The 22,132-nt window shown below is 57.7% G+C and carries 16 protein-coding genes; 9 read left to right on the top strand and 7 right to left on the bottom strand.

Annotated features, from left to right (window positions below; genetic code table 11):
- Positions 1-117 precede the first annotated feature (117 nt).
- Complete coding sequence (ettA, locus tag AC30D7_RS13445) at positions 118-1,782, bottom strand: energy-dependent translational throttle protein EttA (RefSeq protein WP_018925869.1); 1,665 nt, start codon at positions 1,780-1,782, stop codon at positions 118-120.
- A 281-nt stretch (positions 1,783-2,063) separates the two neighbouring features.
- Between ettA and AC30D7_RS13450 the strand changes: the two genes are divergently transcribed.
- From AC30D7_RS13450 to lanM, 8 genes are all read left to right on the top strand, one after another.
- Entirely contained in the window at positions 2,064-5,912 is a 3,849-nt protein-coding gene (locus tag AC30D7_RS13450) for a sensor domain-containing protein (RefSeq protein ID WP_490134382.1), read from the top strand.
- Between the two features lie 247 nt (positions 5,913-6,159).
- Positions 6,160-7,413, top strand: a complete 1,254-nt coding sequence (glyA, locus tag AC30D7_RS13455; protein WP_019581278.1) for a serine hydroxymethyltransferase — start codon at positions 6,160-6,162, stop codon at positions 7,411-7,413.
- Positions 7,414-7,666: 253 nt separating this feature from the next.
- A complete protein-coding gene (locus AC30D7_RS13460) occupies positions 7,667-8,980 on the top strand; it encodes a C4-dicarboxylate transporter DctA (RefSeq protein ID WP_019650950.1) in 1,314 nt (437 codons plus the stop codon).
- Positions 8,981-9,033: 53 nt separating this feature from the next.
- Positions 9,034-9,738, top strand: a complete 705-nt coding sequence (locus AC30D7_RS13465) for a FadR/GntR family transcriptional regulator (RefSeq protein WP_490134383.1) — start codon at positions 9,034-9,036, stop codon at positions 9,736-9,738.
- A gap of 43 nt (positions 9,739-9,781) precedes the next feature.
- Complete coding sequence (locus AC30D7_RS13470) at positions 9,782-10,477, top strand: GntR family transcriptional regulator (RefSeq protein ID WP_490134384.1); 696 nt, start codon at positions 9,782-9,784, stop codon at positions 10,475-10,477.
- A 239-nt stretch (positions 10,478-10,716) separates the two neighbouring features.
- A complete protein-coding gene (locus AC30D7_RS13475; RefSeq protein ID WP_490134385.1) occupies positions 10,717-10,860 on the top strand; it encodes a hypothetical protein in 144 nt (47 codons plus the stop codon).
- Between the two features lie 176 nt (positions 10,861-11,036).
- Positions 11,037-11,189, top strand: coding sequence for a hypothetical protein (locus tag AC30D7_RS13480; RefSeq protein ID WP_019581282.1), 153 nt, complete (start codon positions 11,037-11,039; stop codon positions 11,187-11,189).
- Between the two features lie 119 nt (positions 11,190-11,308).
- Positions 11,309-14,395, top strand: a complete 3,087-nt coding sequence (gene lanM, locus AC30D7_RS13485; RefSeq protein WP_490134386.1) for a type 2 lanthipeptide synthetase LanM — start codon at positions 11,309-11,311, stop codon at positions 14,393-14,395.
- 72 nt (positions 14,396-14,467) lie between these two features.
- On the opposite strand, the gene yjiA is transcribed toward lanM, so the two are convergent.
- From yjiA to AC30D7_RS13500, 3 genes are all read right to left on the bottom strand, one after another.
- Entirely contained in the window at positions 14,468-15,430 is a 963-nt protein-coding gene (gene yjiA, locus AC30D7_RS13490; protein ID WP_490134387.1) for a GTPase, read from the bottom strand.
- A gap of 121 nt (positions 15,431-15,551) precedes the next feature.
- On the bottom strand, positions 15,552-15,749 hold the full coding sequence (locus tag AC30D7_RS13495; RefSeq protein WP_490134388.1) for a YbdD/YjiX family protein: 198 nt from the start codon (positions 15,747-15,749) through the stop codon (positions 15,552-15,554).
- Positions 15,750-15,764: 15 nt separating this feature from the next.
- Positions 15,765-17,831, bottom strand: coding sequence for a carbon starvation CstA family protein (locus tag AC30D7_RS13500; RefSeq protein WP_490134389.1), 2,067 nt, complete (start codon positions 17,829-17,831; stop codon positions 15,765-15,767).
- Positions 17,832-17,991: 160 nt separating this feature from the next.
- Here AC30D7_RS13500 and AC30D7_RS13505 point away from each other — a divergent pair, with 160 nt between their 5' ends.
- Positions 17,992-18,360: a PilZ domain-containing protein gene (locus AC30D7_RS13505; protein ID WP_064620492.1), complete on the top strand. Its 369-nt coding sequence runs from the start codon at positions 17,992-17,994 to the stop codon at positions 18,358-18,360.
- Positions 18,361-18,427: 67 nt separating this feature from the next.
- On the opposite strand, the gene radA is transcribed toward AC30D7_RS13505, so the two are convergent.
- Genes radA through katB form a run of 3 tightly spaced genes read right to left on the bottom strand, consistent with a single transcriptional unit; the run spans position 18,428 to position 21,994 of the window.
- Positions 18,428-19,795 (bottom strand): DNA repair protein RadA, encoded by a 1,368-nt coding sequence (radA, locus tag AC30D7_RS13510; protein ID WP_019581287.1) that lies wholly within the window; start codon positions 19,793-19,795, stop codon positions 18,428-18,430.
- A 45-nt stretch (positions 19,796-19,840) separates the two neighbouring features.
- The gene (locus tag AC30D7_RS13515; RefSeq protein ID WP_490134390.1) at positions 19,841-20,395 is read right to left on the bottom strand and encodes an ankyrin repeat domain-containing protein; all 555 of its coding nucleotides are present in this window, start codon (positions 20,393-20,395) and stop codon (positions 19,841-19,843) included.
- A gap of 57 nt (positions 20,396-20,452) precedes the next feature.
- Positions 20,453-21,994, bottom strand: coding sequence for a catalase KatB (gene katB / locus AC30D7_RS13520; RefSeq protein ID WP_490134391.1), 1,542 nt, complete (start codon positions 21,992-21,994; stop codon positions 20,453-20,455).
- Positions 21,995-22,132: the final 138 nt, after the last annotated feature.

The following is a 22,132-nucleotide window of genomic DNA, read 5'->3' on the forward strand; positions in this document are numbered from 1 at the left end:
TTCGCTGTAGGAGCGAGGCTTGCCCGCGAAGGCCGCGCCGCGGTGCCACTGAAAAAACCCATAAAAAAACGGAGCCCCCGAACGAAGGCTCCGTTTTTTTATGCAGCCAACCTGAAATCAGGCCAGTTTCTTGTGCCGTACCCGGTGCGGCTGGGAGGCCGCTTCGCCGAGGCGTTTCTTGCGGTCGGCTTCGTACTCGGTGTAGTTGCCTTCGAAGAACACCGCTTGCGAGTCGTCTTCGTACGCCAGGATGTGAGTCGCGACGCGGTCAAGGAACCACCGATCGTGAGAGATCACAATGGCGGCGCCCGGGAAGTCCAGCAAGGCTTCTTCCAGGGAACGCAGGGTTTCAACGTCGAGGTCGTTGGACGGTTCGTCGAGCAGCAGGACGTTGCCGCCCTCTTTCAGGGTCAGCGCCAGGTGCAAGCGACCACGCTCACCGCCGGACAGGTCCTTGACGAACTTCTGCTGATCGCCACCCTTGAAGTTGAAACGACCGACGTAGGTACGCGATGGGATCTCGTAGTTGCCGATGCGAATCTGGTCGGAACCGTCGGAGATCTGCTGGAACACAGTCTTGCTGCCATCCAGGTCTTCACGGCTCTGGTCGACGCACGCCAGTTGCACGGTTTCGCCGACTTCGATGCTGCCCGAATCCGGCGTTTCCTTGCCCATCAGCATGCGGAACAGGGTCGATTTACCGGCACCGTTACCACCGATCACGCCAACGATGGCGCCTTTAGGCATGGAGAACGACAGGTTGTCGATCAACACGCGATCGCCGTAGCCCTTGGTGACGTTCTTGAACTCGATGACCTTGTCGCCCAGGCGTGGACCGGCCGGGATGTAGATCTCGTTGGTTTCGCTGCGCTTCTGGAATTCCTGCGACTGCATTTCTTCGAAGCGTTGCAGACGAGCCTTGGACTTGGACTGGCGGGCCTTGGCGCCTTTGCGCACCCACTCCAGTTCTTCCTTCATGGCCTTTTCGTGAGCCGATTGCTGCTTGGATTCGGCCGCCAGACGATCGGACTTGGCTTCGAGCCAACCCGAATAGTTGCCCTCGTACGGGATACCGGCGCCGCGGTCGAGTTCGAGGATCCAGCCGGCAACGTTGTCCAGGAAGTAACGGTCGTGCGTGATCGCAACCACGGTGCCCGGGAAATCGTGCAGGAAGTGCTCCAGCCAGGCGACGGAGTCGGCGTCCAGGTGGTTGGTTGGCTCGTCGAGCAGCAGCATGTCCGGGGCGGACAGCAGCAGGCGGCACAGGGCCACACGACGCTTTTCACCACCGGAAAGATGTTCAACCCTGGCATCCCAGGCCGGCAGACGCAGCGCATCGGCAGCGACTTCCAGTTGGCGATCCAGGTTGTGGCCATCGCTGGCCTGCAGGATGGCTTCAAGTTTGGCTTGCTCTGCAGCCAGCTTGTCGAAGTCGGCATCCGGATCGGCGTAGGCCGCGTAGACCTCGTCCAGACGCGCCTGGGCGTCCTTGATCACGCTGACCGCTTCCTCGACCACTTCACGCACGGTCTTGGTCGGGTCCAGGATCGGTTCTTGCGGCAGGTAGCCGATGTTCAGGTCCGGCATCGGACGGGCTTCGCCGTCGAACTCGGTATCGACGCCCGCCATGATTTTCAGCAGCGTGGACTTACCCGAACCGTTGAGGCCGAGGACGCCGATCTTGGCGCCTGGGAAGAACGACAGTGAAATGTTTTTCAGGATTTCCCGCTTCGGCGGAACAACTTTGCCCAGCCGATGCATGGTGAAGACGTATTGAGCCATGGAGAACCTAGGGTCAGTGACTGATGAATGATTGGAGCGCAGGCGATGCCCGGCCAGGCCATGCGCGTCGTTCGCTTGATGGGTATCAAGGCGTGCGCGCTGAAAAACCTAGGAGCTGGAACGCTCCCGCGTAACCGGCAAAGCTACCTCATTGACAGAAGGCAGTCCAGCCGAGAGGGGGCTGGCACTTCGCCACAACTCAAGGCATGCTAGCCGCCCTTCGGGCGTCCGGCTTATAGTGCACGCGTCGCGCCAGTCCAGCCAAACCGCAGGATTACAGTTTGTCCAATGTCACTCCGCCATCGTCCGCGAGCGTGCCCAATGCTGGGCTCGGCTCGCCCCTGCGCGGAAGCTTGAAGGGCGCGCTGGCGACTCTCGTCTTGTTGCTGCTCGCACTGCTGTTCTGGCAGTTGCTTGATCAGCTGCGCGAAACCCAGAAAAGCCAACGCCAGCACACCATCGATTACACCGCCGATCTGGCTTCGCAAGTCAGCCTCAACATGGCGCTAAACGCCCAGATCGCTCTTAATCTGCTACCGATCATCGAACAACCGCAAAGCGCCGACGAACAGCAGGCGTTGCTGCGCAAACTGCAACAGTCGCTGCCCGACCTGCGCAGCCTGGCGCTGCTCAGCCCCTCCGGAAAAATCCTCAGCGATAGCGCCGCCGACAGCCAGGACGCCAACTACCTGAGCGAACTGGTCCAGCGCAGCCGCGCCCAGGCCCACTATTTCAGCAATGCCGATGATGGCTCGGTGGTGCACCTGCTCCTGCATCAGGCCAGCGGCAGCACCCGCGGTTACTGGGCCTTGCGCCTGACACCAACATTTTTCTCTTCGCTGGCCAAACAGGGTGATGCCGGTATCCGCCCGCTGTGGCTGGTGGAAAACCGCATCAATCATCAGATCATCAGTCGCGATGACGCCCTGCCCTCAACCAAGTCCACGGTGCTGACAGCCGACGAACTGACCAACAGCGTGCTGACCGTCCCCCTGAGCAGCAGCGACTGGCAACTGCGCGGGCTGTTCGACCGGCAACGAGTGATCGAACAACTGTTGCCGGCATTCATCGGCAAATGCCTGCTGGGCCTGGCCTTCTCGCTGTTACCGTTCATCGCCTTGCTGAACATTCGTCGCCGCCAACGGCAACTGCATGAAGGCCGCCGACGCTATCAGGACATCTTCGAAGGCACCGGCGTTGCCCTGTGCGTGCTCGACCTGTCCGGGCTCAAAAGCTTTTTCGACAAGGCGCAACTCACCACCAGCGAGCAACTAAGGACCTGGCTCGATACACCGGAGCAACGCCAGCAACTGCTGCAGGAACTGCGTATCACCGAGGTCAACCAGGTCGCCCTGCAACTGCTCAATGTCAATTCCTGCAATCAGGCCTGGAAACTGCTGATCGACGGTTGTCCACTGGACTGCACGGCCATCGGCAATCAGGTGCTCGAAGCGGTGCTCCACCAGCAGAAACAACTCGAGCTGGAAATCAAACTCCAGGATGCCAATGGCCGCGACCAGCACTTGTGGCTGGTGTTGCGCCTGCCGGAAGATCAGGCCGACTATAAAGCGGTGATCCTGAGCATCAGCGACATCACCAGCCGCAAACTCATCGAGCTGTCGCTGCTGGAGCGTGAAGGGTTCTGGTCCGATGTGGTGCGTACCGTGCCGGATCACCTGTATGTGCAGGACGTGATCAGCCAGCGGATGATCTTCAGCAACCATCACCTGGGGCAGACGCTGGGCTACAACCGCACCGAGCTGCATCAGATGGGCGAGTACTTCTGGGAAATCCTCTTGCACCCGGAAGATGCCGACTACTACCACCGCTCGCGCCAGTCCCAGCGCCACGCCGGTTACACCCAATTGCTGCAATGCCAGTTGCGTTTCCGTCATCGCGATGGCAAATGGCGGCGATTCGATATTCGCGAACAAGCCCTGGCGCGGGACAAGCACGATCAGGTCACGCGCATCATCGGCGTGGCCAAGGACATCACCGAGCAGATCGAAGCCAGCGAGTCCCTGCGCGACAGCGAGCAGCGCTACCGGATGCTCGCCGAAAGCATCAGCGACGTGATTTTCTCCACCGACAGCAAGATGGCGCTCAATTACGTCAGCCCTTCGGTACAAGCCGTGCTGGGCTTCGACGCCGACTGGATATTCCAGAACGGCTGGCAATCGACCATCGCCAACCCGCAACAACTGAGCGGCATCTACAGCCTGATGGACCGGGTCAGCAAAGCGCTGGATAAACCCGATCAACTGGCACTGCTGCGCAGCCAGGTGCAGACCCAACTGTTTTTGTTCGACTGCCTGCGGGCTGACGGACGCAAGATTCCCATCGAGCTGCGTCTGGTGCTGGTGTGGGACGAACACGGCGCCTTCGAAGGCGTGCTCGGGGTCGGTCGCGACATCAGCCAGCAACGCCGGGCCGAGAAGGACCTGCGCATGGCAGCCACGGTATTCGAGCATTCGACCTCGGCGATTCTGATCACTGACCCGGCCGGCTACATCGTCCAGGCCAATGAGGCCTTCAGTCGCGTCAGCGGCTATGCGGTGTCCCAGGTTCTCGATCAGTTGCCGAACATGCTCACCGTCGACGAGCAGCAGGAAGCTCATCTGCGTTACGTGCTCAAGCAATTGCATCAACACAGCACCTGGGAAGGCGAAGTCTGGCTCAAGCGTCGCAACGGCGAGCATTATCCGGCTTGGGTCGGGATTACGGCGGTGCTCGACGATGAAGGCGACCTGGCCAGTTACGTGTGTTTCTTCAGCGACATCAGCGAGCGCAAGGCCAGTGAGCAACGGATTCACCGCCTCGCCTATTACGACGCCCTGACCCACCTGCCCAACCGCACGCTGTTCCAGGATCGCCTGCACACCGCGCTGCAATCGGCTGAACGGCAGAAGTCCTGGGTGGTGCTGATGTTCCTCGACCTGGACCGCTTCAAGCCGATCAACGACTCCCTGGGTCATGCTGCCGGCGACCGCATGCTCAAGGAAATGGCCACGCGCCTGCTCGGCTGCGTCGACGATGACGACACCGTGGCGCGCATGGGCGGTGATGAGTTCACCTTGCTGCTGCAACCGCGGGTCAACCGCGAGATCGCGCTGAACCGGGCGATTCACGTGGCCGAACAGATCCTCGCCAGCCTGGTGAAGCCGTTCGTGCTCGAAGGCCGCGAGTTCTTCGTCACCGCCAGTATCGGCATCGCCCTGAGCCCTCAGGACGGCAGTGAACTCAGTCAGCTGATGAAGAACGCCGACACCGCGATGTACCACGCCAAGGAACGCGGCAAGAACAACTTCCAGTTCTACCAGGCCGACATGAACGCCAGCGCCCTGGAGCGTCTGGAGCTGGAAAGCGACTTGCGCCATGCCCTGGAGCAAAACGAATTCGTGCTGTATTACCAGCCGCAATTCAGCGGCGACGGCAAACGCCTGACCGGCGCCGAAGCCCTGCTGCGCTGGCGCCACCCGCGCCGCGGTCTGGTGCCGCCGGGGGATTTCATTCCGGTGCTCGAAGAACTCGGGCTGGTGGTGGATGTCGGCGACTGGGTGATCAGCGAAGCCTGCCGTCAGCTCAAGACCTGGCACCAGGCCAAGGTGCGGGTGCCGAAAGTCTCGGTGAACATTTCGGCCCGGCAGTTCTCCGACGGGCAGCTCGGCACGCGGATCGCCACCATCCTCAGGGAAACCGGTTTGCCGCCGGCGTGCCTGGAGCTGGAACTGACCGAAAGTATCCTCATGCGCGAAGTCAGTGAGGCGATGCAGATCCTCGCCGGATTGAAAAACCTCGGCTTGAGCATCGCAGTCGATGACTTCGGCACTGGTTATTCATCGCTCAACTACCTCAAGCAATTCCCGATCGATGTGCTGAAAATCGACCGTACTTTCGTCGATGGACTGCCGTCGGGTGAACAGGATGCGCAGATTGCCCGGGCGATCATCGCCATGGCCCACAGCCTCAATCTGGCGGTGATCGCCGAGGGCGTGGAAACCCACGAGCAGCTCGACTTCCTGCGTGAACATGGTTGCGATGAGGTTCAGGGCTACCTGTTCGGCCGTCCGATGCCAGCCGGCCGGTTCGAAGCGCAGTTCAGCAATGATGCGTTGTTCATGTTCGACTGAGTTTCAGAGTGCTGCGGACGGCCCCATCGCGGGCAAGCCCGCTCCCACAGTTTTTTGGGTGAACCCAAGATTTTTGACCACTGAAGATCCCTGTGGGAGCGGGTTTGCCCGCGATGAGGCCCGCACGATCACCGCTGATCCCGTCATGAAGCCCACTTGTCTGCGACATGATGTCCTTTCATATGCCATCTAAAAGCGGTTGGGTTAGAATGCCTCCCTTTTCTGCCCCCGATCCTTGAGGACCGCCATGTTCAGCCGTGATTTGACTATTGCCAAGTACGACGCCGATCTCTTTGCCGCCATGGAGCAAGAAGCTCAGCGCCAGGAAGAGCACATTGAGCTGATCGCTTCGGAAAACTACACCAGCCCTGCGGTGATGGAAGCTCAAGGCTCGGTACTGACCAACAAGTACGCCGAAGGTTACCCGGGCAAGCGCTACTACGGTGGTTGCGAGTTCGTCGACATCGTCGAGCAGCTTGCAATTGATCGAGCCAAGGAACTGTTCGGCGCCGATTACGCCAACGTTCAGCCGCACGCCGGTTCGCAAGCCAACAGCGCCGTTTACCTGGCCCTGCTGCAAGCGGGCGACACCATTCTGGGCATGAGCCTGGCTCACGGCGGTCACCTGACCCACGGTGCCAGCGTTTCGTCCTCCGGCAAGCTGTACAACGCCGTGCAGTACGGCATCGACAGCAACGGCCTGATCGACTACGACGAAGTCGAGCGTCTGGCGGTCGAGCACAAGCCGAAAATGATCGTGGCCGGTTTCTCGGCTTACTCGCAGATCCTGGACTTCCCACGCTTCCGCGCTATCGCTGACAAGGTTGGTGCTTACCTGTTCGTCGACATGGCCCACGTGGCCGGTCTGGTCGCCGCTGGCGTCTACCCGAACCCGGTGCCTTTCGCTGACGTGGTGACCACCACCACCCACAAGACCCTGCGCGGTCCACGTGGCGGCCTGATCCTGGCTCGCGCCAACGCCGACATCGAGAAGAAGCTGAACTCCGCAGTATTCCCGGGCGCACAGGGCGGCCCGTTGGAGCACGTGATCGCGGCCAAGGCAATCTGCTTCAAGGAAGCGCTGCAGCCTGAGTTCAAGGCCTACCAGCAACAAGTGGTGAAAAACGCCCAGGCCATGGCCGGCGTGTTCATCGAGCGCGGTTTCGACGTGGTGTCGGGCGGTACTCAGAACCACCTGTTCCTGCTGTCGCTGATCAAGCAGGAAATCTCCGGTAAAGACGCCGACGCCGCACTGGGCAAAGCGTTCATCACCGTGAACAAGAACTCGGTACCGAACGATCCACGCTCCCCGTTCGTCACCTCCGGTCTGCGCTTCGGCACTCCGGCTGTGACCACTCGCGGCTTCAAGGAAGCAGAGTGCAAAGAGCTGGCCGGCTGGATCTGCGACATCCTGGCTGACCTGAACAACGAAGCGGTGATCGACGCCGTTCGTGAGAAGGTCAAGGCCATCTGCAAAAAACTGCCGGTATACGGCGCTTAATTGCCCCGCTAAACCGCAGCAATGAAAAACCGGCCAGCGATGGCCGGTTTTTTTTCGTCCGTCATAAAGATCAATGGGATTGGCACCACTGGTCAGACCGGTCATGCCAATTTGGCTACGCCCTCTTGTAATCCCGAAAAAACTCAGCGTAGACTGCGCCTGCACTGGACATACCGGTAAGACCACAATAATTAAGTCCTGAATCTGATGCGCTTGGCGCACGGCAGCCAGGACACCGACCAGGATTCCTCCCATGCTCAGATGGTGCTCGCGTTCAATCTTCCTTCAAGTGGTTCTCGGACTGGTGCTCGGCATCGTCTGCGGGCTGACCCTTCCCGAATACTCCGCCCAACTCAAACCCCTCGGCGACGGCTTCATCAAACTGATCAAGATGCTCATTGGCCTGATCGTATTCTGCGTGGTGGTCAGCGGCATCAGCGGTGCCGGTGATCTGAAAAAGGTCGGCCGCATCGGCCTCAAATCGGTCATCTACTTCGAAATACTGACCACCATCGCCCTGGTGATCGGCCTGGTGTTCGCCTTCACCACCGGTATAGGCAGCGGCGCGAACATTCATCTGGAGCAGCTCTCCGCCGCCGACATGGGCGACATCGCCCAGCGCGGTCAGCACATGCACACCACCACGCAGTTCCTGATGGACCTGATTCCGACGTCGGTGATCGGCGCCTTCGCCGACAACAACATCCTGCAAGTCCTGCTGTTTTCGGTGCTGTTCGGCAGCGCGTTGAATCTGGTGGGTGAAGCGGCGTCAGGCATTTCCCGGCTGATCAATGAGCTGAGCCATGTGATCTTCCGCATCATGGGCATGATCGTGCGCCTGGCGCCGATCGGCGTCTTCGGCGCCATCGCCTTCACCACCAGCAAATATGGCCTGGACTCGCTGCAACACCTGGGCAGCCTGGTCGGCCTGTTTTACCTGACCTGCGCGGCATTCGTGGCACTGATTCTCGGCCTGGTGATGCGCCTCTCGGGTCTGCGCATGTGGCCACTGCTCAAGTACCTGCGTGAAGAACTGCTGATCGTCATGGGCACCGCATCTTCCGACGCCGTGCTGCCACAGATCATGCGCAAGCTTGAGCATCTGGGCATCGGCAGCTCCACCGTCGGGCTGGTGATTCCGACCGGCTACTCGTTCAACCTTGACGGTTTTTCGATCTACCTGACCCTGGCCATTGTGTTCATCGCCAACGCCACCGGTACGCCGCTGGCCATGACTGACTTGCTGACGATTCTGCTGGTGTCGCTGATCACCTCCAAAGGCGCCCACGGGATTCCCGGCTCGGCGCTGGTGATTCTCGCCGCCACCCTGACGGCGATCCCGGCGATTCCGGTAGTAGGCCTGGTGTTGGTGCTGGCGGTGGACTGGTTCATGGGCATCGGCCGGGCGCTGACCAATTTGATTGGTAACTGCGTCGCCACGGTGGCCATCGCTCGCTGGGAAAAAGACATCGATATCCAACGGGCAAACAAAGTGCTGTCCGGCCAAGTGGGTTATACCTTCCAGCCTAGAAAACCGGTTGCCCCGGCGCATCAGCAGGAATTTTAAACAACGTGTGCCTGCCCACGGGCAGGCACATTTATCGCGATTTGGAGCGAACAGTGATTACCTCGTCAACCGTCGTAAATTCAGTGGTAGAAAAACTACGGGCCGCGCTGGCCCGGGGTCAGTGGCGGTCCGGCGAAATGCTCCCGGGCCAGCGTGAACTGGCCGAACAGCTGGGCATCAGCCGCCCAAGCCTGCGCGAAGCGGTGATCGTGCTGGAAACCCTCGGGTTGGTGCGCTCGATGCCGGGCAAAGGCGTGGTGGTGCTGGAAGCCAATCTCAGCGACAGCCAAAGCCACGACAACGCAGTCGCCGGGGCCAGCCTGGAAGACGTGCTGCAACTGCGCTACACCCTAGAACCGTTCATCGTCGGCCTGGTGGCGCAGTCCATCAGCAGCAAGGAAGTCGGGCAACTGCGCCTGACCCTGATGGACATGCGCGAAGCCCTGGAGGCCAATGACAGCGAGGCCGGTGTGAACGCCTACATCGCGTTCCACGAAGAGTTGTTCACCCTGACTTCGAACCCGATTTTCCAGAGCGTGGTACAGCAGACCAGCAATGCCCTAAAGCAAAGCGCCGACGTGCTGCGCAATTCTCCGGAGCACCTGGCTGAGCGCCTTGAGGAAAGCGAAGCCATGGTGCGAGCGATCCGCAGCAAAAACAGCGCCCAGGCCAGCGCCGAAATGCGTCGGCACATCCTTCGGGAAGGCCAACGGATGGGCATTGAATTGAACATCCCGGACGACCATATGCACAACTGAACCTCTTTCACTTTCATTTCGGCAACCGGACTGGAGACAGGCCATGGCCAGCTGCGCCTTGAATACACAGCCCTTCACTTTCCCCGTTACCCTGCCCCGTCGCCAAGCAGAAGAGAAAACCCATCTGGTGGACAACATCTACCCGCGGGTTTTCGACGCGATTCTTGAACGGCGTATCAGCACTGACAGCCGTTTTACCGAAGCTAGCCTGGGCCAGATGTTCGGTGTGAATCGCAGCATCATTCGCCACGTACTTGCGCGATTGTCTTATCAGCAAGTGATCTTGCTGCAGCCCAATCATCGACCTCAAGTGGCGGCGCCAGATGCTGAGCGGACCCGCCAGACTCTCCATGCGCGACGCTTGACCGAATCCACCTTGATCCGGCTGGTTTGCCAACAACCGCAATCGACACAATTGCGACATCTACGTGAGCTGATTGCCAGAGAGCGCGAATCCGCCGAGCGTGGACTGCGCGGGCCGACGCTTCGCCTGTCCGGTGAATTTCACCTGCTATTGGCCGAATACGCCGGCAACGCTCCACTGGCCAGGTTTCTCGGTAGCCTGGTACCACCGATTTCCCTGGCAATCGCGCAGTTTGAAACTCAGTGGAATTATCACGATGCATGGCAATCACACGAGGCGATAGTCGATGCAATCGAGCAACGCGATGTGTCGGCAGCGGTCAAGCTGATGAACACACACCTCGATAAATTGGAGAAACAATTATTCCAGGCATGATAAAAATTGGGGCTGACACTTAGTTAGTGTCTCGCCCCAGTCATGACACGAAACAATCGTACTATCTGCAGAAAATCCGGCACAAATAAAGAAGCATGACACCCAACACACTTTCCAATTCACGACCTGACAACCAACAACTGAAATATAAGGTTATAAGCTAAGTATTGGTGCCCCGCTCGGAGCATGTTAACTTTTTTCGCACACCATACCGGTGCTTAATAAAAAGGAAGAACATGATGAGCGAGATACTTCTGGCCATGTCCGGCGATTTCGATAGCGAGTTTGAAGCCTATCAACAAGTCAGCCAAAACGGCATTGAATCGGCAGCACTGACAATCGTCGAGTGCGGCACCGAAAACTGCACGGTTATTCTGTGCTAACTCTTTGACAACGCCTGCCTCAAGCCGAAATACGCCTCTGCGTAAATTTTCTTTGAGACAGAAGCAGTTCAGCCCTATAAAAACTCTGAATACAATGTAGCCAAAGGTAATCACCGGTCTCCGGCCAACCGTTGCTCACTGCATTTAGAGCCTGACCAACAATGAGAACAAACACGATGAACGAGCAGATTCTTAATATGTCCGGCGACTTTGATCGCGACTTTGAAGCGTACCAGTCTTGCGACAAAGACAATATTGAAGCAATGGGTACCACCATTCTTGACTGTGGCACTCTGCAATGCACAGGCCTGGGTTGTTCGATTCCTTGATCATTGACCGTTATACCGACGACCGGCCTGGATGAGTCATCAGCCCGTCAGTTTGTAAGGTGATCAACCATAAAAATAGAGCAGGTAACGCCTGCTCTATCCATACAGGGAGTTTCGATATGCTGGCTAATTTCTTGACGTTGCGTCAGCGAGGTGAATGCAGATTTTCTTCTGAACATGAACTTGTCAATTTCAGAAACAACATAATGCGCCTGCATGAAACTGACGACCAGGCCGTCCTGCATTATTTTGGAATGACCCGGAAGAAATTGGCTTCGCTTGTGGAGGAACCCACCAATACGTGCCCGATGCCCAGCAGCAGTGAAGCATCACTAAACTCTTTGCGAAATAAAGTAACTGTACTGGACGCCTTGAATACCGGCGAGAAGCCGCCCCCGCACAACAGTGAGAATTTTTATTGGTTCGCTTACCGCTTTTACCTTTATTTTATCGACGCTTTCAAAACAGATGAGCGCTATTTGAGTGCATCGACTCACATCTGTGAGCAAACGTTACTTTCAAGCGCTGAACACTTTGTAATAGACAGAATCAGCCGCACCGCCGAACAGAGTCTTGTTCACTACTTGAACACACAGATTGCGCAGGGCAACAATATTGAACTGCCTGAACTCAGCCAGCAATTGAGAACTCTTTCGCTGAGCGCATTTTTTGAAGCCTATCCGGTGTTGGCCAGTTTATTGTTTGGGTTGCTGGAGGATGCCATTGACTATTTGTATACCGTCATTCTCGACTTCGCTGCCGACGCTGAATCTATGCGAAACGAGTTTTCAATCCCCAGCGATAAAATAAGCGCCATCGAATTTGGTCTGGGAGACCCGCATGGCCGCGGCGAAACGGTTTGTCGGGTTGAGGTCGGTGCAATGTCCCTGGTGTACAAACCAAGGGCGAGCCAAGAGGCAGTATTCTTCAATCGTCTCCTTGGTGAACTGCATAAGCAGACAGGCGCTGAGTGTTTTTCTATTTATTCGCCAAGAATTCTCAGTCGCGGAAAACATAGCTGGATAGAGGTAATCGAGAACCTACCCTGTGAAAACCTGGCGGAGGTAGAACTGTTCTACCAAAAAATGGGAGCACAAATCGCCGTTATCCATGCGTTGAACGGTATCGACTTTCATCACGAAAACATTATTGCGCGTGGAAGTAACCCGGTCATGATTGACCTGGAATGTTTGTTTACGGCATCTATCAGCGACCTGCTTTATGACTTGCCAGCTGATTCCGCTCTGTTCAAGGCATTTACGTCGACCCGGCATTCAGTTTTTTCCAGCGGCTTTGTACCTTTCGCGCAAGGTTCAGGTAACGACTTGAGCGGGCTGACACGACAAGAGCGATTCATCTCCACTGGCAAGTCGCTCGTTCATGAAAACGGCTTTTACCATTTGCGCAAAATCAATACAGAACATTGCCTACAGCAAAAGCACCTACCTTTACTGGCCGATGAGCGAAAAGGGCTGGAGCATTATAAAGAAGCGTTCTTTAAGGGCTTTGAATTTGCCTACGATGCGTTGATGACCCACCGACAAACAATTGCTCGAATGCTTGAACAATCTGCAGAGCAGCTCGCGACCCGTGTACTGGTGAAAAACACCCAACGTTATGCAGACTTTATCGGACTGAGCCGTCATCCACGCTTTATGCAAAACATGCTCGATAGAGAGCTTTTACTCGCCACCCTGTGGAAAGATTTGAAAGATGCTTACGTTGCAATAGGTATTCCCCGACATGAAATAATGGACCTGCAAAGGTTAAGCATTCCGTGTTTTACCATGCCCCTCACGTCCCGTTATCTAGTGAATGCACACGGTGAAAAAGTCGAGACACCTCAAGTAAAGCCGCCCTACGAAAGCTGCCTGAAAAAAATGGACAGCTTGTCTCTAGCGGATAAAGCATTGCAGCGCACTATTCTCGAAACATGTCTGTTTCCCAAGCCAAATGACCTTCAACCTCTTAATCTCACGCATACTCATACGGAAAGTGAGCATACGTCACAGACTGATCGCCTTGAAAACATCATCAAAATTGCTTCCCGCGTCGAGGAACTCGCGGTGACGAGTACGGGCGCGGACATTAGATGGCTATCTTTTCATACACACCCCACGACGCATAAAAAATACCTTTCCCCTATGGGTAATGGCCTGTATTCCGGAATCGCCGGGGTTGGGCTGTTTTATCTGAGTCTATTCAAAGTAAGCCGAACGCCTCATTATTTGACCTGCGCCGATCGAGTGCTGCACTCACTGGCCGAATCGTTTGGTTACTTCAAGAGCGATTCGAGTGTCAGTGCCTTTCATGGGCTGGGCTCTTATATCTCTCTCCTCTTGAGCCGCCAGCAGATCACCGGAGATCAAACATATAACGATACACTTGAAAATTTACTGACCAGAATAATAGAAGTCCCTCCTGAGGATTATGACTTTGACTTTCTGTCGGGCTGCTGCGGCGCGGTGACGCTAATGGCGAATGTCTATGCATTGAATCCGCGAGAAGATCTACTATCAGCCATCAGGCGTATGGTCGATTACATAAAAAGTGAGCTCGTCATTGAAGAGGGCCGTTTTTTCCGACGCAACGATCAATCTGTCATTTTGACGGGCCTGTCCCACGGGCTCTCAGGAGTGATCCACGCCTTGTGCAAGGCCTATGACGTGACTTACGACAAGTCTCTGGTGCCCTTGGCCATTGAGGTGTTCGAGAGCGAAAACCGGTTGACTCGCGACGGGTTCTGGCTGGACTTGAGAGACAAGGAGAACCCTGGGCATTTGACCAAGTGGTGCCACGGAGATGGTGGAATTCTGATTGCCAGGCGACAGCTCTTGAAGTCGATGGGAGATGTCCTGGAGACATCAACCAGACAGAAAGTGGATGAGGATATTTCCAGGTGCGAGAGCAATCTCTGGCGTCATGGCCTTGGGAGCGGTTATAGCTTGTGTCATGGTGACTTTGGCAATCTGATCTGCTTGTACGATTGGTACCGGGATTCAGGCAATCACGAGGGCGTCACCAGAGTTGAAAAAGCATTTGAACAAGTCGCCCATAACTTTTTCGAGGGCAATTTTCTCAGCAGCGATCAGGTTCCCGATATCAGTCTACTGACGGGGATATCAGGTGTCGGCTATGCCTTGCTGTATTCCATTGACCCGACGATTCCCAACATACTGTCGCTCGACTTCAGCGTGCCAGCATAGGCACACCCGACAACGGCAGCCCCAAAAAACCGGCGATCACTCAGGCCGGTTTTTATGTGAAAAACGGCCTGATCAAAGCTTGGCAAAACCTGCCCGAATCTTCTCTTCCGGCAAGTCATCGGCAATAAACACCATCACGCTATCGCGCCTCTCTCCCTCGGCCCATTCGGTGTCCCAGTCAAAACCATAGAGTTTCAAAACTCCTTGAAACACCAGCCGCCGGTCCTCGCCGGCAATGTTCAGCACGCCCTTGTAGCGCAGCAATTGCTTGCCATGGTCTTCCAGCAGTTGATTCATGAACTCACTGAGTTTGTCGATATCCAGCGGCTTGTCGGTGCGCAGCACCAGACTGGAAATGCGATCGATAGAGGGCGCCTTGCTCACCGGGCGTAAACTCACACCACCACCGAGGTCGGCATTGAGGTTGAAGCCACGCACATCGAGCAGCTCGGCCAGATCAATCTTGCCGTGGTCAACCACACGAATCGGTGCACGACGGTTGATGCGAGTCAGGCGTTCGCTGAGGGCAGTGAAGGTCGACTCATCCACCAGGTCACGCTTGCTCACCAACAAGCGGTCGGCAAAACCGATCTGCGCCTGGGCGATGGTCTGGGTCAGGTGCAGCTCGGCGTGGGCCGCGTCCACCAGGGTGATGATGCCGTCGAGGATGTAACGCTCACGCAGTTCTTCATCGATGAAAAAGGTTTGCGCCACCGGGGCCGGGTCGGCCAGACCGGTGCATTCGATCACCAGGCGGTCGAAAGCGATTTCGCCACTGTCCAGGCGTTCGAGCAGCAAGTACAGCGCTTTGGTCAAATCGGTGTGGATGGTGCAGCAGACGCAGCCGTTGGACAGCGTCATCACTTGCACGGGCTCGTCGCCCAACAGCTGGGTGTCGATGCCGGCGTCACTGAACTCGTTTTCGATCACGGCGATTTTCAGGCCGTGCTCGGCTTTGAGCAGGTGGCGCAGCAAGGTGGTTTTACCAGCGCCGAGAAAGCCGCTGAGGATCGTGACAGGGATTGGCGCTAACAAAATAAGGTCTCCCGGACGCAAAAAAACGGTAGGGGCACGGCTTGCCGGCGAAAGCATCCCGAAGATCGCTTTCGCCGGCAAGCCGTGCCCCTACAGTGGTGTGTTGCCTAAACCGCAAACATCAACAGCACTTCGGTCCACCCTTGCCACCGTAACGAGCCTCCTGGCGCTCGCGAAAGAACGCCTCGTAACTCATCACCGGTTTGTCCGGGTGTTTGGTTCGCATATGCTCGACGTAAGTGTCGTAGTCGGGCATGCCGACCATCAGGCGCGCGGCCTGACCGAGGTATTTACCGAGGCGACTCAGGTCATTGAACATGGTGCAATCCTCAGGTTACGCATCCGGCTGAGCCTGGAATGGCGACTCTTTATCCGTGCGTTCTTTGGTGCCCCAGGCGGCAATGCCGACCTTGAGCGCATAGAACAGGATGCTGAACACCACGAACAGGAACAGTGCGGTCAGCGTTGCGTTGGTATAAGCGTTGTAGATCACGTGCTGCATCTGCTCGATGCTCTTGGCAGGCGCAAGGATCTGCCCACCGGCCAGGGCATCGCTGTACTTCTTCGCCAGCGACAGGAAACCGATCGCCGGGTTGGCATCGAACAGCTTGATGAAGCCTGCGGTGGTGGTGCAGATCAGCAGCCACACGGCTGGCAGCATGGTGACCCAGATGTAGCGTTGGCGTTTCATTTTGATCAGCACGACAGTTGCCAGCATCAACGCGATACCAGCCAGCATCTGGTTGGAGATACCGAACAGCGGCCACAAGGTGTTGATGCCACCCAGCGGATCGATCACGCCTTGGTACAGCAGGTAGCCCCACATCGCCACACAACCGGCGGTGGCGATCAGGTTGGCGGTCCAGGATTCGGTGCGTCTCAGCGCCGGTACGAAGGAGCCGAGCAAGTCCTGCAGCATGAAACGTCCGGCACGGGTACCGGCGTCGACCGCGGTGAGGATGAACAGCGCTTCGAACAGGATCGCAAAGTGGTACCAGAACGCCATGGTGTTTTCACCCGGCAGCACGCTGTGCAGAATCTGCGCGATACCGACCGCCAGCGTCGGCGCACCACCGGCACGGGCCAGGACGGTGGTTTCACCGATGTCCTTGGCCACTGCTTGCAGGGCTTCCGGAGTAATCGCAAAACCCCAGTTGCTGACGGCTTGTGCCACCGCCACCACATCACCGCCGACGACCGCCGCCGGACTGTTCATGGCGAAGTACACGCCCGGTTCGATCACCGAAGCGGCCACCATCGCCATGATCGCCACGAAGGATTCCATCAGCATGCCGCCGTAACCGATGTAGCGAGCGTTGACTTCGTTATCCAGCAGCTTCGGCGTGGTGCCGGAGGAGATCAGCGCATGGAAACCCGACACTGCGCCACAGGCGATGGTGATGAACAGGAACGGGAACAGCCCACCCTTCCACACCGGCCCGGTGCCGTCGATGAACTGGGTCAATGCCGGCATTTTCAGCTCGGGCATGGTGATCAGAATACCGATCGCCAGTGCGACGATGGTGCCGATTTTGAGGAAGGTCGACAGGTAGTCACGTGGCGCCAGAATCAACCACACCGGCAACACCGCCGCCACGAAGCCGTAGCCGATCAGCATCCAGGTGATTTGCACGCCGGTAAAGCTGAACGCCTTGGCCCAGACCGGGTCAGCGGCGATCTGCCCGCCCAGCCAGATCGAACCCAGCAGCAAAAGCACGCCGATCACCGAGATTTCACCGATGCGGCCCGGGCGGATGTAGCGCATGTAGATGCCCATGAACATCGCGATCGGAATGGTCGCCATCACCGTGAAGATGCCCCAAGGGCTTTCGGCCAGTGCCTTGACCACGATCAGCGCCAGCACCGCGAGGATGATGATCATGATCAGGAAGCAGCCAAACAGCGCGATGGTCCCGGGGATGCGGCCCATTTCTTCACGGACCATGTCGCCCAGGGAACGGCCGTTGCGGCGGGTGGACATGAACAGGACCATGAAGTCCTGAACCGCACCGGCCAACACCACGCCGGCAATCAGCCACAGCGTACCGGGCAGATACCCCATCTGCGCCGCCAACACCGGACCGACCAGCGGCCCCGCGCCGGCGATGGCTGCGAAGTGGTGACCGAAAAGGATGTGTTTGTTGGTCGGCACGTAGTCCAGACCATCATTATTGAGCACGGCGGGGGTAGCCCGACGCGAATCGAGTTGCATCACATTGTTAGCGATGAACAGGCTGTAGTAGCGATACGCGACCAGATAAATGGCCACGGCGGCGACCACGATCCACAAGGCGTTGATCGCCTCGCCTCGACGCAATGCCACTACGCCCAGGGCGCACGCTCCTACGACTGCCAGCAGCAGCCAGGGTAAGTGGCGTAGCGGGCTATTATTATTTTTCATTTTATGATTCCAGCCAGAGTGGACAAGAAAGACAGCCATCTCGAGTTTAGCGCTACTGGCGGCAAAGACCATAGTTCGACATCAGTCTAGAGCCATCACTGTGCTGGCAGCCTTCGGCAATGCAGGTCTATAGTCAGCGAACCTTTACGAGGATTGCGCCATGAGCGAACAACCTGCCGATCGCCGCCGCTTCAGACGTATTGCGTTCGATGCACGAACCGAGCTGAGCCAAGGGGAATTCACCTGGCCGGTGCGGCTGATTGACCTGTCGCTCAAGGGACTGCTGGTCGAGAAGCCCGAGCCATGGCTGGGTAATCGGGAATGGCATTTTTTGGTCGACATTCATCTCAACGATGACCTCGCCATCAAGATGGATGTGCAACTGACCCACGATGACCATGGCCAGCTCGGGTTCGTCTGCAAACACATCAGCCTGGAATCCATCGAGCGCCTGCGGCGGTTGATTGAGTTCAACCTGGGCGATCCCCGGGAACTAGAGCGCGAATTGGGTGCCCTGATCGAAGCCTGAAGGCCTCCCCCTTCCATTGTGGGAGCGAGCCTGCTCGCTCCCACAGGGTTTGTGTCCCGTTTACGGTTTATTCGAACAGTGCGTCGAGGGCCTGTTCCAGGCGCGTCACGGCGATAATCTGCAACCCCGGCGGCGGCTCTTTCGGCGCGTTGCCCTTGGGTACGATGGCGCGTTTGAAGCCGTGCTTGGCCGCCTCTTTCAAGCGCTCCTGGCCACTCGGTACCGGGCGTACTTCACCCGACAACCCGACTTCGCCAAACACCAGCAGATCGTGCGGCAGCGGCCGGTTGCGCAAACTGGACATGACCGCCGCCATCAGCGCCAGATCAGAAGCGGTTTCCAGGACCTTCACTCCGCCGACCACGTTGAGGAACACGTCCTGATCGTGGGTCGGGATGCCGCCGTGGCGGTGCAAAACCGCCAACAACATGGCCAGGCGATTCTGATCCAGACCGAGCGTCACCCGACGCGGGTTGGCCAGATGGCTGTCGTCCACCAGCGCCTGGACTTCCACTAGCATCGGCCGGGTGCCTTCCCACGTGGCCATGACCACGCTGCCCGGGACTTCTTCCTGGGCGCGTGTCAGGAAAATCGCTGAAGGGTTGGAGACTTCTTTCAGGCCTTTGTCGGTCATGCCGAACACGCCCAATTCGTTGACCGCGCCGAACCGGTTTTTCACCGCCCGCAGCAAACGCAGGCGCCCATCGGATTCGCCTTCGAAATACAGAACGGTGTCGACCATGTGCTCCAGCACTCGGGGGCCGGCCAGCGCACCTTCTTTAGTGACATGGCCCACGAGGAAAATCGCCGTGCCGCTTTGCTTGGCATAACGCACCAGCAATGCCGCACTTTCGCGCACCTGGGAGACACCACCCGGTGCCGACTGCAGTTGCTCGGTGAAGATCGTTTGAATCGAGTCGATCACCATCACCTTGGGCTTTTCCTGCCGGGCGGTGGCAATGATGGTTTCAATGCAGGTTTCAGTCATCACCCGCAGTTGATCCTGAGGCAAGCCCAGCCGCCGGGCACGCATGGCCACTTGTTGCTGGGACTCTTCGCCGGTGACATACAACGCCGGCATGCTCTTGGCGAGGTTACACAAGGTTTGCAACAAAATGGTCGATTTGCCGATGCCAGGGTCACCACCGATCAGCACCACCGAGCCATCCACCAAGCCGCCGCCCAAAACACGATCCAGCTCACTGGACGCCGTGGAGAAACGCGGAATCTCTTCGACGCTGACTTCGGCCAGGGTTTTGATCTGCGCCTGCTGGCCGGTCCAACCGGTGCGACCGCTGGGGGCTGCGGCGCCGCCACTCTCCACCATGGTTTCGGTCAGCGTGTTCCAGGCCCCGCATTCGCCGCACTGGCCGGCCCACTTGGGGAAGGTTGAGCCACACTCGGTGCAGCCGTACATGCGCTTGGCCTTGGCCATCTGAACTCCCGGCAAAAACCGCGATGATAGCTCAGCTGACGCGGATCAGCGCGGCGCCGCCGTGCGGATTTCACCGCTGGCCAGACGCGCGGCACTGTTGCCCAACGGATCCTCGGCGTTCAGGTCCGCCCCTTTGGCCTTGAGTGCGTCGAGCAACTCGACGCGCTTGAACAACCCGGCATACATTGCGGCAGTCTGCCCGGCGCCGTTGCGTTGGTCGGGGCTGCAATTGGCGGCCAGCAGGGTACGAGCGATCTGCACTTCGCCTTTGAAAATCGCGCCCATCAGCGCGGTATTGCCGCGTTGATCCTGAGCGCAGGCGTCCGCACCAGCCGCGAGCAAGCGCTCCACGGCGGCACTCTGGCCGTGATAAGCGGCCAGAATCAGCGCGGTGTACCCCTTGCTGTCGCGGGTGTCGAGGGGATAGCCGGCCTCGATGAAGGTCTCGAGCATCGGCACATCCCCCCTTCGGGCGGCATCGAAATAGTAATCCTGTAATTGCGCTTTCAGCGCCTCGGGGTCCTTCGAGACTTGCGCGTCAGGCCCGGCAAATACACCGAACGACACGCACGCCAGAAACACAGACAGATAAAAACGCATGGCGGGACTCCTTGGTCAGACGGGACCCCGTACGAGGCCCCGCTTCAGGCAGATAGATCAGTCGACCAGTTTGGCCGCCAACGCCTTGACCCGGGCCAGATCACCCTTGGCCACTTTGGTTACGCCTGTCCCGTATTCCGGGTCGGCCTTGTACAGGAAGGACAGGATGATGTGCTTGCTCTCGTCATCGGTGGTGGCCAGCGAGCCGCCGAAGCTGTCGATCAGGTCCTGACGTTCCTTCTGGTTGAACGAGCGATACAGATCGCCGGCCTGCTTGAAGTTCTGCTCACGCTGAATCTTCGCCTGCTGCGTGCTGCCCGACAGGGTCGACTGGCTGTAACGCGCGGTTTGCGGCTCCTCACGGGGCAGCAGACGGCTCGGCTGGTAATTCACCCCCGTGCTGCTGGCGCCGATGTTCATCGCACCATCCTGATTACCGTTGTTCACGGCGATTTTCGGTGCGTTGATCGGCAACTGCAGAGCATTGGCTCCCAGGCGATACAGTTGGGTATCGGCATACGAAAACACTCGCCCCTGCAATAAGCGGTCTTCCGAAGGTTCAATACCCGGAACCAAGTTGGCCGGCGCCATCGCCACTTGTTCGGTTTCCTGGAATACATTCGCCGGATTACGGTTCAACACCATTTGTCCAACTTTTCGCTCAGGAACACCCGGCCAGACTTTAGTGGCGTCCAATGGATCGAAATCAAACCTGGACAAATCTTGAGGATTTATAACCTGGACGTACAAGTCCCACTTCGGAAAGTCCCCCTTGTTAATATGGGCGACCAAGTCATTGGTCATATGACTGTAGTCTTTACCTTGAACGCTGCTAACTTCCTTGGGATCGAGATTTTTTATCCCCTGCAAACTTTTCCAGTGAAATTTCACATAGTGAACATCACCTTTGGCATTAACCAACTTGTAGGCATGTACACCGTTGCCGTCCATCTCCCGATAACTGGCCGGGGTGCCGGAGTTGGAATACAGCTCGGTCAAGGTGCGAGTGGCTTCAGGAACATGAGAGAAGAAATCGAAACGACGGGAGTCGTCGTCAAGGTTGGTGCGCGGGTCCGGCTTGAAGGCATGGACCATGTCCGGGAACTTGATGGCGTCCCGGATGAAGAAGGTCGGGAAATTGTTGCCGACCAGGTCCCAGTTACCGTCCGCGGTGTAGAACTTGGTGGCGAACCCCCGTGGGTCACGCAGGGTTTCCGGCGAATGGTTGCCATGGACCACCGCGGAGAAGCGCACAAATACCGGCGTGCTCTGGCCGCCGGCGAATACTTTGGCCTTGGTCAAGTCACTGAGATCGTCGGTCACGGTAAACGTGCCATGGGCGCCGGTGCCACGGGCGTGCACCACGCGCTCGGGAATGCGTTCACGGTCGAAACGCTGGAGCTTCTGGATCAACTGTACGTCTTGCAACAGCACCGGCCCGGTCGCGCCGGCGGTTTGCGAGTTCTGGTTGTCGCCGACAGCGGCACCGTTATCACGGGTCAATGTCGCAGCATTGATGGAGAAGGACAGCAGGCTGACGGTCAGAACGCCGAAGGTTCGACGGAGGGGAAAAGCCCCGAGGCCAAGGGGAGTTGTCATGGAAGTTTCCTCTGGTTTTATTAAGCGCATCCTGGTGCGCACCACAGAGGCTAGTGACCCAAAGGCCAAAACATAAATAGAAATCCAGTACCGGGGCGATAGCCAAAAGGTTCTGGAAAGCCCGGTCTAGAGCGGGTA

Source organism: Pseudomonas sp. DF5 (assembly GCF_058148225.1).

What these genes read in the sequence shown, in the direction of transcription:
- katB (WP_490134391.1), bottom strand. Translation starts at nt 21,994, where the DNA reads ATGACAACTCCCCTTGGCCTCGGGGCTTTTCCCCTCCGTCGAACCTTC.
- ettA (WP_018925869.1), bottom strand. Translation starts at nt 1,782, where the DNA reads ATGGCTCAATACGTCTTCACCATGCATCGGCTGGGCAAAGTTGTTCCG.
- AC30D7_RS13470 (WP_490134384.1), top strand. Translation starts at nt 9,782, where the DNA reads ATGGCCAGCTGCGCCTTGAATACACAGCCCTTCACTTTCCCCGTTACC.
- AC30D7_RS13515 (WP_490134390.1), bottom strand. Translation starts at nt 20,395, where the DNA reads ATGCGTTTTTATCTGTCTGTGTTTCTGGCGTGCGTGTCGTTCGGTGTA.
- AC30D7_RS13460 (WP_019650950.1), top strand. Translation starts at nt 7,667, where the DNA reads ATGCTCAGATGGTGCTCGCGTTCAATCTTCCTTCAAGTGGTTCTCGGA.
- radA (WP_019581287.1), bottom strand. Translation starts at nt 19,795, where the DNA reads ATGGCCAAGGCCAAGCGCATGTACGGCTGCACCGAGTGTGGCTCAACC.
- glyA (WP_019581278.1), top strand. Translation starts at nt 6,160, where the DNA reads ATGTTCAGCCGTGATTTGACTATTGCCAAGTACGACGCCGATCTCTTT.
- AC30D7_RS13505 (WP_064620492.1), top strand. Translation starts at nt 17,992, where the DNA reads ATGAGCGAACAACCTGCCGATCGCCGCCGCTTCAGACGTATTGCGTTC.
- AC30D7_RS13480 (WP_019581282.1), top strand. Translation starts at nt 11,037, where the DNA reads ATGAACGAGCAGATTCTTAATATGTCCGGCGACTTTGATCGCGACTTT.
- AC30D7_RS13500 (WP_490134389.1), bottom strand. Translation starts at nt 17,831, where the DNA reads ATGAAAAATAATAATAGCCCGCTACGCCACTTACCCTGGCTGCTGCTG.
- AC30D7_RS13475 (WP_490134385.1), top strand. Translation starts at nt 10,717, where the DNA reads ATGAGCGAGATACTTCTGGCCATGTCCGGCGATTTCGATAGCGAGTTT.
- lanM (WP_490134386.1), top strand. Translation starts at nt 11,309, where the DNA reads ATGCTGGCTAATTTCTTGACGTTGCGTCAGCGAGGTGAATGCAGATTT.
- AC30D7_RS13495 (WP_490134388.1), bottom strand. Translation starts at nt 15,749, where the DNA reads ATGTTCAATGACCTGAGTCGCCTCGGTAAATACCTCGGTCAGGCCGCG.